This is a genomic window from Corallococcus sp. CA054B, from assembly GCF_003611625.1.
GTDB classification, from domain to species: Bacteria; Myxococcota; Myxococcia; order Myxococcales; family Myxococcaceae; genus Corallococcus; species Corallococcus coralloides.
Genome location: NZ_RAVY01000229.1, coordinates 1 through 14,223 on the forward strand (window position 1 = coordinate 1; position 14,223 = coordinate 14,223).

The following is a 14,223-nucleotide window of genomic DNA, read 5'->3' on the forward strand; positions in this document are numbered from 1 at the left end:
TCCTCGGTGGGGCGCGGCTTCTATCTCTTCGCCGCGTTCGCTGTCAACTCGCTCGTTGACTGCCCTATTTCCTTGTCGGTGCTGCTCTCTCCACGAAGTGCCTTCCGCGCCAGTGCGCGGGCTTCGAAGCGAGGGGCGCGGCTTGTACCACCACCGCATCCGCGATCAACCATTTTGGTGGCGACCGTTTGCTGCTGTCCACCCTCTGCGTTCCGACCTGCTGCCTTCGGTCCGGTTCGGGCGGGGCGCGGCTTCTACCTCTTTGCCGCGTTCGGGATCAACAACCTTCGTCGATCCTTTTCTTCCCCCCGCGCTGACTTTCCGAGGCCCGGGGGCCGGCGGTTCGTTGCGCGGAGGTCCAGTCTCTAACGCTTCGGTTCGGCGACGTCAAACCCTGATTGATCCGGGCCTGATCATTCGTCCTCAGCCGCCCGGGATATGGGCACGCCGTTCCAAGGTGTGAACCCCCGGCTCCGGCTTTCTTCTTTCCCCGTCACTTCCCTCGGCGCGCCGTCTGCTCCTCGTCCAATGGGGCGCGCCATCGCGTCCCGAAGAGCCCGTCCGCCAGAGGGAAGGTGATGTTGAAGTTGTGCCGGCCCATTCGGCTGGGATCGTGGTGCACCTGGTGGTGCCGCCGAAGGAAGGAGATGCCGGGCAGCCGGGCGCTCCAGTGGTTGCTCGGCAGGTGCGTGGTGAAGTGCACCCATTCGTACGCCAGGTAGTAGCCGAGCGCCGTGGCGACGAAGAGCCAGCCCGCGTTGGGCGAAATCAGCAGGAAGCAGAGTGCGCCGAGCGGGGCGGCGATGGCTCCCAGGAAGAAGAGGAGCAGCACCGGCGGGAAGAGCACCATCTTGAAGTCCCTGGGGGACTCGTACGCCATCGCCTCGTGGGTGAAGAAGCGGTGGTGCTGGATGGTGTGCCGCTCGAACATCAGGCCCAGGCCCCGGGTGCGGTGGTGCATGGGTCCCCGGTGTCCGAGGAACTCGACCGTGTTCGCGAGCACGATGACCGCGGGGACTCCGAGCAGCTCCCAGACGCGGGGGGCCTCCACCTGGCTCAGCGCCAGGGCGATTCCTCCCAGGCAGACGAGGCTGGTGAAGGCGAAGTGGACCTGCCCCCGGTAGCCGGGCCCGATGGCCTGGGCCCGGTACTCCTCACGGAAGGCCTGGACCTTGCGGGGGACAGGGTGCGGTTCCATGCGTCAGGAGCGCTTCGTCCCCTTGCCTTCCGAGGGCGCTTCCTTCCGGCGCGCGAGCGACTTCTGCAGCTTCTTCATGCGGTCCAGGATGAGGGTGCGCTTCAGGCTGGAGAGGTGGTCCACGAAGACGTGGCCGTCCAGGTGGTCGATTTCGTGCTGGAGCACGTGCGCGAGCCGGCCGTCCGCCTCCAGCTCGTGCCACTGGGCCGTCTTGTCCTGGTAGCGGACCTTCACGCGCTCGACGCGGGGGCACTTCTCCCAGACGTCCGGCACGGAGAGGCAGCCCTCCTCCAGCTTCACGCTCCCCTCCTTCGAGAGCATCTGGGGGTTCACGATTTCGAACTGGGTGCCGTCCTCGCGGCCGACGATGGCCACTCGCAGGGGGATTCCCACCTGGTTGGCCGCGATGCCGATGCCCTTGGCTTCCGCCATGGCCTCCGACATCTCCTGGAGGAGCGTTTCGAGCGCCGGTCCGAAGTCGGTCACGGGCTGGGTAGCGGTGGTGAGAACCTTGTGGGGCCAGATGACGATGTCGCGAGCCATGCCTCGGACTCTGCCATGCGGCCCCTTCCATTGCTCGGCAGTTCCGCTAGACCGGCGGCATGCACCCGCACTCCCAGCTCATCACTGACTTCTATTCGGCCTTCCAGCGGCGCGACGCGGACGGCATGGCCGCCTGCTACCACCCGGACGTGGAGTTCAACGACGCCGTGTTCCAGGGCCTGCGCTACGCGGGGGTCACCTCCATGTGGCGCATGCTGCTGGAGCGCGGCAAGGACCTGGAGCTCGACTTCAGTCAGGTCCAGGCCGATGACCGCACCGGTAGCGCCCACTGGGATGCGCGCTACACCTTCAGCCAGACGGGCCGGAAGGTGCTCAACCGCATCGACGCGACCTTCGAGTTCAAGGACGGGAAGATTGTCCGCCACACCGACCGGTTCCCCTTCTGGACCTGGTCGCGGCAGGCGCTGGGGCCGGTGGGATGGGCGCTCGGGTGGACGCCGCTCTTGCACAACAAGGTGCGCGCCCAGGGCGCCGCGGGGCTGCGCAAGTACATGAAGGAGCGCGGCATCGCCGGAACCTGAGGGACAGTGACTCACTCCCTCACGTCGAGCGTCTTCAGCGTCACGGGCTCCCTGGGGTCCCGGCGTGAGAGGGTCGCCTCGCAGCGCACCTGGCCCATCCAGTCCGTGTAGCGCAGCGACGCCTGGCCATCCGCGTGCAGCCACAGCGTCGCGTGACCGTGGTTGCCCCGGTCCTGGCGCACGCCCGTCCATTCCGGGAAGCGCGGCCGGGATTCGAAGAAGCGGACCGGTGCCACCGGGTACTCCGGTGCATCCCTGCGCTCGGAGGGAAAGCCTCCGTGGCCCAGGCTGGCGCCGAGGAAGGGCAGGCCCGGGGCACGGTCGTAGAGCGCTCCGGCCTGGGCGCCTCCCCAGCACCAGAGGTCCACCCACTCGCGCTCCACGACGAGGGTGCGCAGGTCCTCCGTCACCAGGGGGGCGAGCCGCTCCGCGTCCGGGCCATAGGGCGCGGCGTGGCTCACCAGGATGTTCATCGCTCCGCGCCGGCGTCCCTCCGACAGGCGCTGCTCCAGCCATTGCAGCAGCGCGGGCTCGCGGTGGCGGCCCGCTTCGAACCACGCGGTGTCCAGGCCGATGAGCTGGAAGCGCTCCGCGGCGAGGCAGAAGTAGCTGCCCTCCTGCGGGTGACGGGAGCTCGCGCCCCGGCGCTCGTCCAGGTAGCGGAAGTAGGCGCCCGCGCCCGAGCGCATCTCAGGCGGTGCGTTCAGCGTCAGCAGCGCCGTCGTCCCGAGCAGCGGCTCCAGCGGCTCCGCCATGTGCGCGTCGAATTCGCCCTGGCGGCCCGAATAGAAGACGCCGCCCAGGTGCACCGCGCAGTCCAGGCGCTCGCCTCGCATCACCAGCTGCCGGGCGATGTACCGGGAGGCGTATTCGCCCGTGCCGAAGTCCCCGAAGAGCGCCACCTCCACCGGATGGCCGGGCACCGGCTCTCTCAGCGGATAGACGAAGCGGCTCTTCGCTCCGAAGTGCCAGCGGAAGGGGGCCTGCCGCGCCGCCGCGCCCTGCTCCAACCAGACCGGACCACTGAACAACAGCCAGCCTCGCAGGTCCGCTTGCGGCTCGAAGCGCGTGCGCGTGGGGTCGATGGGGATCTCCTCCGTCCGCAGCGGGAAGGTGAAGTCCGCGGGCAGACCTCCCGTCCCCTGACGGACGTGGCGCTCCGTCGCGTCCAGCTGCTCCTGGAGTTGGTTGGGGTCCGTGAAGAGCAGCTCGAGCTCTCGCAGCGCCTCCACGAACGCGCCCACCGTGACCTTCGCGCCCAGGCCACTCTCCATCCAGCGCAGCACGTCCTCCGGCTCTCGCAGGAAGGCGGACTTGAGCGCCTCCAGTTCCTCCGGGCCGAGGAGGGGCAGGTCCGTGTCCTCCGGCAGCGGTGCTTCCGCAGGCACGACCCTTCCGCTCGCGGGCGACCGATAGCCGAGCGATTCGTAGAGCGGATTCCACCTGCTTTCCATGCGTCCCCCTGGTGATGGCGTCGGATGCCCAGGGACGTATTCTCCCAGGCATCCCCGACATTCCTGCTCACCCTGGGGTGCCGGGAGCAGCGTCCGCGCTCAGGGCGTAGAGGTGCCCGTGTCTTCCTTCCGGAAGGTGTAGAGCGTGTAGTACGAGCCCGTGGCGAAGCCGGGCAGCTTGAGCGGGTTGAACACGCTCAGGTTCGTCATCACGCCGCCCACGAAGCCCGGCGGCACCTCCACCAGCTTGAGCGCGCCGCCCGCGAGCACCACGCCCGCCTGGGGCTGGTCGTTGCTCACGAGCACGCATTCGCCCTGCGCGGTGAAGGCTCCCACCGGCAGGAGGAAGCGCGCGTAGAACGGGACCTGCGTGCCCGGCGTGAAGGCCCGGTCCGTCAGCCGGAAGCAGGCCGTGGCCGAGCCCACCCTTTCGTAGTTGCCGTCGCCCGCGGGCACGTAGAGGCCCGCGCCCAGCTTCACGGTGGGCGTGAAGGGCGCCGCGGCGCACACCGCTTCATCCGGTGGCGTCGCGGCGTCCTCCTGCGAGCGAAAGGCATACACCCACTCCGCGCCGGACCGCAGCCGCACCGTCGCTCCTGCCTGTTCCTGGGACATGTCCAAACCCATCCTTCGTCGAGGACAGCGAGGACTGCGTGGGTCGTGCCGCGGTCACTGCCAGGACAGCGCGTACTCCGTGTCCACCGGGCCCGTCTGCCGGCCCTTCACCTGGACGCCTCGGGCACCGAGCGCCTCGATGACCGCATGGAGCACGCCTTCGTGGTACGCGGGCGGCATGAAGTCCCGCTTCATGATGAGCTTGCCCGAGCGGTCGCTGGTCCACTCCACGCTGCGCTCGCCGTAGCTCACCGCCGCGCGGTAGCCCGTGGGCAGGTTCGTCACCAGCCGCTTGGGGCTGTCACCCGCGAGCAAGAGCAGCGTCTTGCCCGCCGCCGACGACAGGAAGTCCGTGGTGGCCTGCATGCCCATCTTGCGCAACATCGCGTCGAAGCCGCCCAGCTGCGGGCCCATCAGCTGCGCTCCCGTGAAGGACAGCTTCAGGAAGCCCGCCACGGGGTAGTTGAAGAAGTCCACGAACTTCTTCTCTGGCCCAACCGCCAGGCACTTCTCCACCGCGGCGTCGCCGCCCAGGATGCGCACCGCGTTCAGCGCTCCGTTGAAGAACATGCCTCGGGCCGTGTCGTCGGGGGTCGACAGGGCCAGACGCTTCTCAAGGTCCTGGGCAATCACCGGCTCCAAGGCCACGACTTCCTTGCGCTGCTCACTCATAGAGGGGGAAATCTCCGGGGGGGAGGAGATGAACACCCGTGCGCGCTACAGCCGCACGAGCTGGGCCCCATAATGGACGTTGGCACCGACAGCCGCCACCACCACCAGGTCCCCACTGCCGAGTGCAACACGACCCTGCTCCAGGTCGTCCGCCAGGAGAATCAACATTCCGGCCGCGGACGTATTGCCAATGCGATCCACGTTGCAGGCCACGGCCTCCTTCGGCAGGCCCGCGCGGGCCACGAACGAGTCCATCACCCGCTTGTTGGGCTGGTGGAAGTAGTAGCGCTTCACCTGTTCACGCACCGTGGGCGTGAGCACCGCGTCCAGGCACTTCTGCATGTACTCCGGGTAGCTGCGCGCGACCTTGAAGCCGTCCACCACGAAGGCCATGTCGGCCGGGCGCGTGCGACCGGGCTGGTAGGGCAGCTTCAGCATGCCGCCGCCCCGGCGCGACACGAGCTCCGCGTACGCGTTGCCGGAGAACGAGGAGAGGATGCCCGGACCGTCCTCGTCACCCTCCTGCTTGCGCAGCACCACCGCGCCCGCGCCGTCCCCGAAGACATACATGGACAGGTAGGCGTTGAGCGCCTTGGGGCGGCCCGGCGTGGGCGGCAGCTCGTCCGTGTAGACCTCACGGTTGAGCAGCGGCGAGGTGAACGCCGAGGCCACCACCGCCACCGTGCGGAAGCGGCCGCCTTCCATCATCTTGCGCACCAAGTCCAGCACGTAGGGCGTGCCGCCGCAGCCGTCGTCCACCACCAGCGCGAAGGCGTCCTCGCGCAGGCCCAGCCGCTCGTGCAGCACCATGGCGTCGTGGTTGAAGTGCGGCGCGTCCGGGGTGCACGTCACCACGAAGAGCGCGTCCAGCTCCTTCGCCTCCACGCCGCCGCGGGAGAGGGCCTGGCGCAGCGACACCTCGCACATGTCCGTGTTCGTCGCGGGATAGAAGCGCCCCAGTACGTCGTCCGGCGGCGGGATGGCGCGGCCCGTCTCGTCGTCGAAGTCCCAGAGGAAGCGGCGCTCCTTGATGCCAATCTTCTCTTCGATGCGGGCGGCCGACCAGCCGGGGATCGCCTTGGCGATCCGCTCGTTGGAGATGGTCCGTGCTGGGACGAACGAACCCGCACCCACCACACACACCCGTTCGGTCATTTCCATGGCCTCGCGATTTCACAGCCTTGCCGGACGGGATGGATTCCCTGGCCTGTGTGCATAGAGCACGTTCCAGGCCACTTCCTAAGCCCTTGGAAAGACGGAGTTCCGGATTCTGGACGCGTCATTCATGAAGTACAGGCCAGGACAGAACTACCCCGGAGGCCTGTGAAATCCTCAGGATGCGAAATGCTTCAGAAGTGAAGTCATCGACGTGGAATGAATCACACGCGACGTGTCAATTCACTTCAGGTGACATCCAATGCACAGACCGTATCTACCATTGGGCCGGCGATATCAATGACCCCCGAGTCGGCAGGCGGCCACATCGCCGGGCTCCTCTTCTTATTGCGCGGGCCCGGACCGATTGGATCTCCCCGCGACCTCTTATTTGGGGTCGCGGGGGTCGGCGGCTTCTTCAGAAGGGGATGTTGTCGTCGTCGCCGGGGGGCGGGATGTCGCCGTCGTCCGGCGGGTTGCCGTAGCCGTAGCCACCGCCACGGCCTCCACCGCCACCTCGCGAGGGGGCCTCGCCACCGCCGCCGCCTTCACCGCGCTGCCGGGCGATCTCCGTCTCGATAGCGGCCAGGAGCTGGCGCTCCTTGTCGTGCCAGCGCGACTTGCTGGGGTCCGACAGGGAGCGGCGCGCGCCGTTGGCGTAGAACTCCAGGTCCTGGAGGCTGGCGCCATAGACGGGGGCGCCCTTGCTGCGGCCGTAGTTGGGCAGGAGCGTGCCGTCGCCACCGCCGCCGCCACCACCACCGGACGGGGCGCCCGAGGACGCAGGACGGCGATACGCCGGGGCCGACGCCGCGACGGGCGTGGCGCTCATGGACAGCTCGCCCAGCTGCAGCGTGAAGCCTTCGCCGTTCTTGTACGCCGTGCCCACCCGGACCTGCTCCACCGAACCGTCGGGACGGCGGACCGCGACGGTGACTGGATATTGCTCGCTCATGGGGCCGGGATTCACACCGCCAGGGCCCGCATGTCAATCGAAGGAAGCAACCCGTGTCGGGGTTGAGGCACGCACGGCGGGCCGCTCGGGGCGACCCGCCACGCGGGGAGGCGCACGGACGACGTCCTCCGTCAGGTCAGCGACACCATGCCGCCGCTGGAGCCCTTCTTGCGCACCCACGCCTTGGGCTTGGGCGGCGCCGCGGGCGCGGCCGGCTTCGCCGCTTCCTTCAGCGCTTGGCTGCCCGCGCGACCCCGCGGCAGCGTGACGTCCGGGACCGACTGCGACTTCGCGCCATCCACCCACGCGTCCGGGCGGCGGCCCGTGCGGATGAGCAGGCGCAGCTTCTGGTAGTGCGCCGAGCAATAGCCCTTGGAGCGGCTCTGGCGCTTGCAACCGATGACGGCGCAGGCCTCGTTGCCTTCCGCGGCGGCGGCCTTCGGCGGGCGGCCCGGGGACCTGGCGGCGGGCGCCTTCACGGGCGCGGCCTTCGCGGCAGGCGTCTTCGCGGCGGGCGCGGCCTTCACGGGCGCGGCCTTCGCGGCGGGCGCGGCCTTCGCGGCGGGCGCGGCCTTGGGCGGACGGCCCGGACGGCGGCGAGCAACCGGCTCCGGAGCCAGCGTGGGCGTGCGCACGCCCGCCACGGCTCCCAGGCGGCTGGACAGCGGCGCCAGGCGGTCGGTCACCGCGCGCAGCGCATCCAACGCATCCAGCCCCTTGGCCATACGGGCCACGGCCTTCTGAACGGGAGCCAGTTGCAGTTGCAACTCGCGGCGGACCATGTCGCGAAGTTCGGTTTCAAGGGAAAGTGGGGCCATGTGGGGCAGGATATACACCCAACCGCCTGGGGAGGGATGGAAACATTCCCCAGGGTGTTAAAGGAACCATCCATGACTCCGGTTCCCACTCCTGTTCGCTTCCGCGGCACCGACTCCTACCTCACGAGCGAGGGCCTGCAGGCGGCCGTCAATTGCGCCCTCACGCTCCAGCGCCCCCTGCTGGTCAAGGGCGAGCCCGGCACGGGCAAGACGCTGCTGGCGGAAGCGATTGCCCAGGGACTGGGATTGAAGCTGCTCACCTGGCACGTGAAGAGCACCACGCGCGCGCAGGACGGCTTGTATGTCTACGACACCGTGCAGCGGCTGTATGACTCGCGCTTCGGAGACGGGGACGTGCGAGACATCCGGCGATACATCCGCATGGGCCCGCTGGGCGAGGCGTTCGCCTCTCCGGAGCGCGTGGTGCTGCTCATCGACGAAGTGGACAAGGCGGACCTGGAGTTCCCCAACGACCTGCTCCATGAGCTGGACCGGATGCGCTTCCGCATCTCCGAGACCAACGACGAGGTCGTGGCGAAGCACCGCCCCGTGGTGCTCATCACCAGCAACAACGAGAAGGAATTGCCTGACGCGTTCCTGCGCCGGTGCGTGTTCCACTTCATCGACTTCCCGGAGCGCGAGCTCATGCAGCGCATCGTGGATGTGCACCACCCGGGGCTGGACTCCGCGCTGGCGGACCAGGCGCTCAAGGTCTTCTACGAGCTGCGCGCGATGACGCGCCTGCGCAAGCGGCCCTCCACGAGCGAGCTCATCGACTGGATTTCGGTGCTCAAGGCCAACGGCGTCGTGGAGTTGAAGCTGGAGGAGCAGCTGCCGTTCCTGGGCGCGCTGCTCAAGAAGGAGCAGGACCTGGTGGCGGTGGCGGAAGCCTTCGGACGCGGCCGGCGGACGCGCGCTTAAAGGAACACGGGGCCACGCCATGTTCCTGCCGTTCTTCTACGAGCTGCGAAAGCGCGGGGTGAAGGTGGGCGCGCAGGAGGCGCTCGCCCTGGCCGGGGCGCTGAAGGCCGGGCTGCATGACAGCAGCCTGGATGGGTTCTATCACGTGGCTCGCGCGCTCCTGGTGCACTCGGAGACGCAGCTGGATGCCTTTGACCAGGCGTTCCTCTCACACTTCCAGGGCGTCGCCTCCGACGCGCTGAAGCTCACCGAGGAGCTGTTGTCCTGGCTGGAGGAGGCCAAGGAGCGCACCGACCTGAGCCCGGAGGAGCTGGCGCTCCTGGAACAGTGGGACCCCGAAGAGCTGCGGCGGCAGCTGGAGCAGCGCCTGAAGGAGCAGACCGAGCGCCACGACGGCGGCACGCGCTGGGTGGGCACGGGCGGCGCGTCTGCCTTTGGCAACAACGGCGCGGCCCGGCAGGGCGTGCGCATTGGCGGCACGGGCGGACGTCAGGGCCAGGCGCTGTGGCAGGCCGGAGCTCGCAAGTACGCGGGCTACCGCGACGACCTGGTGCTGGACACCCGGCAGCTGGCGGTGGCGCTGCGCAAGCTGCGGGCCTTCGCGCGCGAGGGCGTGGCGGAGGAGCTGGACGTGGACGAGAGCATCGCCGCCACCGCGAAGAACGCGGGCGAGCTGGAGGTGGTGACGCGTCCGCCGCGACGGCCCAACACGCGCGTGGTGCTGTGCATGGACGTGGGCGGGTCCATGGACCCGTACGCGCACCTGGTAAGCCGGCTGTTCAGCGTCGCCAGCCAGGCCACGCACTTCAAGGAACTGCGCACCTACTACTTCCACAACTGCGTCTACGGGAAGCTGTACGCCACGCCGCAGCTGACGGGCGGCATCACCGTGCCGGAGCTCACCGCGCAGGTGGGAAGGCATCACAAGCTGGTGATGGTGGGCGATGCGTCCATGGCCCCGTATGAGCTGGGCATCCGCACGGATGCCAATGGCCAGTACCGCCAGGAGGGCCTGGAAGGGCTCACGTGGCTGATGCAACTGGCGCAGCATTTCGAGCGCAACGTGTGGCTCAACCCGGAGCCTCGCGGGTCGTGGCGCTCGGGCAGCATCGCGGTCATCGCCAATGTGTTCCCCATGTTCTCCCTCACCGTGGAGGGACTGGGTGAGGCGGTGAACCACCTGACCCGGGGGAAGACGCCCCGGGGCGCGATGGCGCGGCGTTGATTCCCGGAAAGGTGCGAGGCCGCCCGGCCGTCGGTGTGCCTGCCGACGGATGGGCGTGTTTCGTGCGGCGCGGCGGCTCCAGTTACGGCATGGTGCGCCCGCGACGCAGTCCTGCGCGGGAGGCCGCATGACGACCGAGAAAATCGATACCCAGGCAATCAACACCATCCGCACGCTGTCCATGGACGCGGTGGAGAAGGCCCACTCCGGCCACCCGGGCGCGCCCATGGCGCTGGCTCCCGTGGCCTACCAGCTGTGGCAGCAGGAGCTGCGGTACGACCCGGCCACGCCGAACTGGCCGGACCGCGACCGCTTCATCCTGTCCAATGGCCACGCGTCCATGCTGCTCTACAGCCTGCTGCACCTGGCCGGCGTGAAGCGCGTGAAGGACGCCAAGGTCCTGGACGTCCCGGCCGTGTCCCTGGACGACATCCGCAACTTCCGCCAGCTGGACTCCGCCACCCCGGGCCACCCGGAGTACCACTGGACCACCGGCGTGGAGACCACCACCGGCCCCCTGGGCGCGGGCGTCTCCAACAGCGTGGGCATGGCCATCGCCAGCAAGTGGCTGGGCGCCCACTTCAACAAGCCCGGCTTCGACCTGTTCACCCATGACGTCTACGCCCTCTGCGGCGACGGCGACATGATGGAGGGCGTGGCGTCCGAGGCCGCTTCGCTCGCGGGCCACCTCCAGCTGCCCAACCTGTGCTGGATCTACGACAGCAACCACATCTCCATCGACGGCAGCACCGACCTGGCCTTCACCGAGGACGTGGGCCGCCGCTTCGAGGGCTACGGCTGGCGCGTGCTCAAGGTCACCGACGCCAACGACCTGGACGCGCTGTCCAAGGCCTACAAGTCCTTCAAGGACGAGCGCGGCAAGCCCACGCTCATCATCGTCAACTCGTTCATCGGCTTCGGCTCGCCCAAGAAGCAGGGCTCCGCCAGCGCCCACGGCGAGCCCCTGGGCGCCGACGAAATCAAGGCCACCAAGAAGGCCTACGGCTGGCCCGAGGACGCGCAGTTCCTGGTGCCCGACGGCGTGCGCGAGCGCTTCCAGGAGCGCATGGGCGCTCGCGGCAAGGCGCTGCGCGACGCGTGGGAGAAGTCGCTGGCGGACTACCGCAAGCAGCACCCGGAGCTGGCCCGCGAGCTGGACGCGCTGCTCAAGCGCGAGCTGCCCGAGGGCTGGGACAAGGAGCTGCCGGTGTTCCCCGCGGACGCGAAGGGCATGGCCACCCGTGAGTCCGGCGGCAAGGTGCTCAACGCGCTGGCGAAGAACTACCCGTGGCTCGTGGGCGGCTCCGCGGACCTGAACCCGTCCACGAAGACGTACATCTCCTCGTCCACGTCGTTGAAGCCGGGTGAGTACTCGGGCCGCAACATCCACTTCGGTGTGCGCGAGCACGCGATGGGCTCCGTGGTCAACGGCCTCAACTTGAGCCACGTGCGCGGCTACGGCGCCACGTTCCTCATCTTCAGTGACTACGAGCGCCCCGCCATGCGCCTGTCGTCCCTGATGGAGATTCCGTCCATCCACATCTTCACGCACGACTCCATTGGCCTGGGCGAGGACGGCCCCACGCACCAGCCGGTGGAGCAGCTGATGTCCCTGCGCGCGGTGCCGGGCAACATCGTGCTGCGCCCCGGCGACGCCAACGAGGTGACCGAGGCGTGGCGCTACATCGCGCAGCAGCAGCACCACCCGGTGGTGCTCGTGCTGTCGCGCCAGCCGGTGCCCACGCTGGACCGCACGAAGTTCGCCCCCGCGTCCGGCGTGGCCAAGGGCGCGTACACGCTGCTGGAGGCGGAGGGCGGCACGCCGGACGTCATCCTCATCGGCACGGGCACGGAGGTGGCGCTGGTGGTGGAGGCCGCGGAGAAGCTCAAGGCGGAAGGCGTGAAGGCGCGCGTGGTGAGCATGCCGTCGTGGGAGCTGTTCGAGCAGCAGCCCCAGGACTACCAGGACAGCGTGCTGCCTCCGGGCGTGAAGGCTCGCGTCTCCGTGGAGAAGGGCGCGGCGTTCGGTTGGGAGCGCTGGACGGGCCACACGGGCAGCATCATCGGCATGCGCAGCTTCGGTGCCTCCGCCCCCATCAAGGCGCTCCAGCAGAAGTTCGGCTTCACCGTGGAGAACGTGGTGAAGGAAGCGCACGCCACCATCGCCAAGGCGAAGAAGCACTGACGCGCCTGTAGAAAAAAGAAGGGCCCCGGACCCTCCCCCGAAGGTCCGGGACCCCTCTGACTTCAATCCCCCCTGCTTCACATCAGGCCGCGTAGAACACGGGGCGCGTGGGGCGCGGGTTGCTGACGAACTTCATCTCGTTGATCATCTTCTTGAAGTCCTTCTGGTCGATGCCCGTGGAGCCGCTGGCCTGCGCGCGGGTGGCGTACTTCTCGTAGGTGTCCACGACCTTCTTCGCCTCCGGCGTGAGGCGGTCGTAGTTCTGGCGCGCCCACTTCATCGTGTCGGTGAACTCGGTGCCGGCCGCCTGGCCGTCCAGGTCGCCCGCGCCCTTCTCGATGGCGGCGGTCAGGTCGTTGCCGGAGATCTTGCCCTTCTTGGCGTCCAGGCCCTCCAGCGCGTCGCGCATGGAGCTGTCGTGGAAGGTCTTGAAGCCCTCCATCTTCTTGAACATGGCGTCCGCCTCCTTCTGGGTCATGCCCTCCGGGCCGGCCTTCTTCGCGGCCTGCTGGTAGGTCTTCAGGACCTCCTTGGCCTCGGGCGTGAGGCGGCTCTCGTTCTTGGAGGCCCACTTCTCGAACTCCTTCAGCTCGGAGGTGGAGGAGTGGCCGTCCGTGTCGGAGATGCCGTCCTTGATGGCCTTGGTGAGGTCCTCGCCGGAGATGGGGCCGCTCTGCTTGTCGAGCGCCTCCGTGGCCTTGCGGGCGCTCACGTCACCGGCGCCCACCTGGCGCATCTCCTTGTTCATCGCGGCGGTCTCCGCGTCGGTGAGGCCGGAGCGGCCCTGGGCCTGCGCCGCCTTCGTGTGCTTGCGGTAGACGTCCAGGACCTCCTTGGCCTCCGGGGACAGGCGGCTCTCGTTCTTGGAGGCCCACTTCTCGAACTCCTTCAGCTCCGCGCCGCCGGCCTGGCCGTCGTGGTCCGCGGTGCCGGTCCTGATGGCGCGGGCCATGTCCTGGCCGGACACCGTGCCGCCGTGGGTCTTGCTGTCCAGGTTGGCGAGCGCCTTCTTCGCGCTGGCGTCACCCACGTCGCGCATCTCCGCGAGCATCTTCTTGAAGTCGCCCTGGGGGATGCCGGACTCGCCGCGCGACTGGGAGAGCGCCGCGTACTTGCTGTAGATGTCCATCACCTGGCGGGCTTCCGGGGTGAGGCGCTCGCGGTTGTTGGCGGCCCAGTCCGCGACGGCGCGGTACTCACCGGAGGCGGCCTGGCCGTCCAGGTCCCCGACCGCGGCCTCGATGCTGTCCGCGAACTGCTCCGCGCTGATGGAGCCGGAGGTCTGGTTCAGCTTGTTCATCTCCACCATGGCGCCCAGGTCCTTGGGCTGCCAGTTGTCGCGCGGGCCCCAGCAGCCGTGGCCCTGCGTGGAGAAGCGGTCGCCGAGGTGCTGCTGGGACTTCATCTCCTGGAGCTGCGCCTTCATCCCCTCCATCTGCGCCTTCATGTTGTTGAGGGTGGCCTTCATCTCCGCCGCCTGCTTCGCCGGGGACGAGGTGCCGCGCAGGACGGCGAGCTGCTTGTCGTTGACGGTGGCCTTGTTGAGGGTGGCGGTGACGGTGGACTTGATGGTGGTCATTTTCGATCTCCGGTTGGAGCGGCTTCCGTTGTGGAAGCGGTCATGCCGGGACCTATTGCGCGCGTCGTGCCAGCCCTCCGGACCAGCACACCCTGAAGGATTCCATGGGGTTACGCGGCGATGACGCGAAAGCCGAGGTGGTGACAACAGTCACCAGCGGTGATGACAGTCACCATCCCCCCCTCCCCCGGGTGGTGACGAAAGGCATCACTTCCGGCGCGCGGGCCTGAGCGCCTAAACCCCTTCAGGGAAGTCCGGTAAGGCGCAGGCCCGCGTCATCGAAGAAGGCGGCGAGGACATCGTGACGGTAGCCCAGGCGCACAAATGAAGCGCGTGCCTGGGCGAGCAGCTCGGCGACAGA

Annotated in this window: 13 protein-coding genes; 4 read left to right on the plus strand and 9 right to left on the minus strand. The window is 68.5% G+C overall.

All coding sequences use genetic code 11. The features are described from left to right. Nucleotides 1-493: 493 nt before the first annotated feature. Both D7V80_RS35530 and def read right to left on the minus strand, forming a co-directional pair. The gene (locus D7V80_RS35530) at nt 494-1,198 is read right to left on the minus strand and encodes a sterol desaturase family protein (protein ID WP_120592314.1); all 705 of its coding nucleotides are present in this window, start codon (nt 1,196-1,198) and stop codon (nt 494-496) included. Nucleotides 1,199-1,201: 3 nt separating this feature from the next. After that, nucleotides 1,202-1,741 carry a peptide deformylase gene (gene def / locus D7V80_RS35535; RefSeq protein WP_120592315.1) on the minus strand — a complete coding sequence of 180 codons (540 nt, stop codon included), beginning with the start codon at nt 1,739-1,741 and terminating at the stop codon, nt 1,202-1,204. A gap of 59 nt (nt 1,742-1,800) precedes the next feature. On the opposite strand from def, the gene D7V80_RS35540 reads away from it, so the two are divergent. After that, the gene (locus tag D7V80_RS35540) at nt 1,801-2,283 is read left to right on the plus strand and encodes a nuclear transport factor 2 family protein (protein ID WP_120592316.1); all 483 of its coding nucleotides are present in this window, start codon (nt 1,801-1,803) and stop codon (nt 2,281-2,283) included. Between the two features lie 11 nt (nt 2,284-2,294). Here the strand turns inward: D7V80_RS35540 and D7V80_RS35545 are convergent, their stop codons facing one another. The 6 genes from D7V80_RS35545 to D7V80_RS35570 all read right to left on the minus strand — a co-directional run bounded on the left by D7V80_RS35545 (nt 2,295) and on the right by D7V80_RS35570 (nt 7,859). After that, nucleotides 2,295-3,737, minus strand: coding sequence for a hypothetical protein (locus tag D7V80_RS35545; protein WP_120592317.1), 1,443 nt, complete (start codon nt 3,735-3,737; stop codon nt 2,295-2,297). Nucleotides 3,738-3,836: 99 nt separating this feature from the next. Then, nucleotides 3,837-4,352: a hypothetical protein gene (locus D7V80_RS35550; RefSeq protein WP_120592318.1), complete on the minus strand. Its 516-nt coding sequence runs from the start codon at nt 4,350-4,352 to the stop codon at nt 3,837-3,839. A gap of 54 nt (nt 4,353-4,406) precedes the next feature. Then, the gene (locus D7V80_RS35555; protein ID WP_120592319.1) at nt 4,407-5,024 is read right to left on the minus strand and encodes a DUF2378 family protein; all 618 of its coding nucleotides are present in this window, start codon (nt 5,022-5,024) and stop codon (nt 4,407-4,409) included. Between the two features lie 45 nt (nt 5,025-5,069). Beyond that, nucleotides 5,070-6,179, minus strand: a complete 1,110-nt coding sequence (locus D7V80_RS35560; protein WP_120592325.1) for a 3-oxoacyl-ACP synthase III family protein — start codon at nt 6,177-6,179, stop codon at nt 5,070-5,072. Between the two features lie 418 nt (nt 6,180-6,597). Continuing rightward, complete coding sequence (locus tag D7V80_RS35565; protein WP_120592320.1) at nt 6,598-7,134, minus strand: hypothetical protein; 537 nt, start codon at nt 7,132-7,134, stop codon at nt 6,598-6,600. Between the two features lie 131 nt (nt 7,135-7,265). Further along, the gene (locus tag D7V80_RS35570; protein WP_370452592.1) at nt 7,266-7,859 is read right to left on the minus strand and encodes a vegetative protein; all 594 of its coding nucleotides are present in this window, start codon (nt 7,857-7,859) and stop codon (nt 7,266-7,268) included. Between the two features lie 165 nt (nt 7,860-8,024). On the opposite strand from D7V80_RS35570, the gene D7V80_RS35575 reads away from it, so the two are divergent. From D7V80_RS35575 to tkt, 3 genes are all read left to right on the plus strand, one after another. Further along, nucleotides 8,025-8,873 (plus strand): MoxR family ATPase, encoded by an 849-nt coding sequence (locus D7V80_RS35575; RefSeq protein ID WP_014400711.1) that lies wholly within the window; start codon nt 8,025-8,027, stop codon nt 8,871-8,873. Nucleotides 8,874-8,892: 19 nt separating this feature from the next. Then, nucleotides 8,893-10,098: a VWA domain-containing protein gene (locus tag D7V80_RS35580; protein ID WP_120592322.1), complete on the plus strand. Its 1,206-nt coding sequence runs from the start codon at nt 8,893-8,895 to the stop codon at nt 10,096-10,098. Between the two features lie 127 nt (nt 10,099-10,225). Then, a complete protein-coding gene (gene tkt, locus D7V80_RS35585) occupies nt 10,226-12,283 on the plus strand; it encodes a transketolase (RefSeq protein WP_120592323.1) in 2,058 nt (685 codons plus the stop codon). An 82-nt stretch (nt 12,284-12,365) separates the two neighbouring features. On the opposite strand, the gene D7V80_RS35590 is transcribed toward tkt, so the two are convergent. Next, nucleotides 12,366-13,862, minus strand: a complete 1,497-nt coding sequence (locus D7V80_RS35590; RefSeq protein WP_120592324.1) for a hypothetical protein — start codon at nt 13,860-13,862, stop codon at nt 12,366-12,368. Between the last annotated feature and the right edge of the window lie 361 nt (nt 13,863-14,223).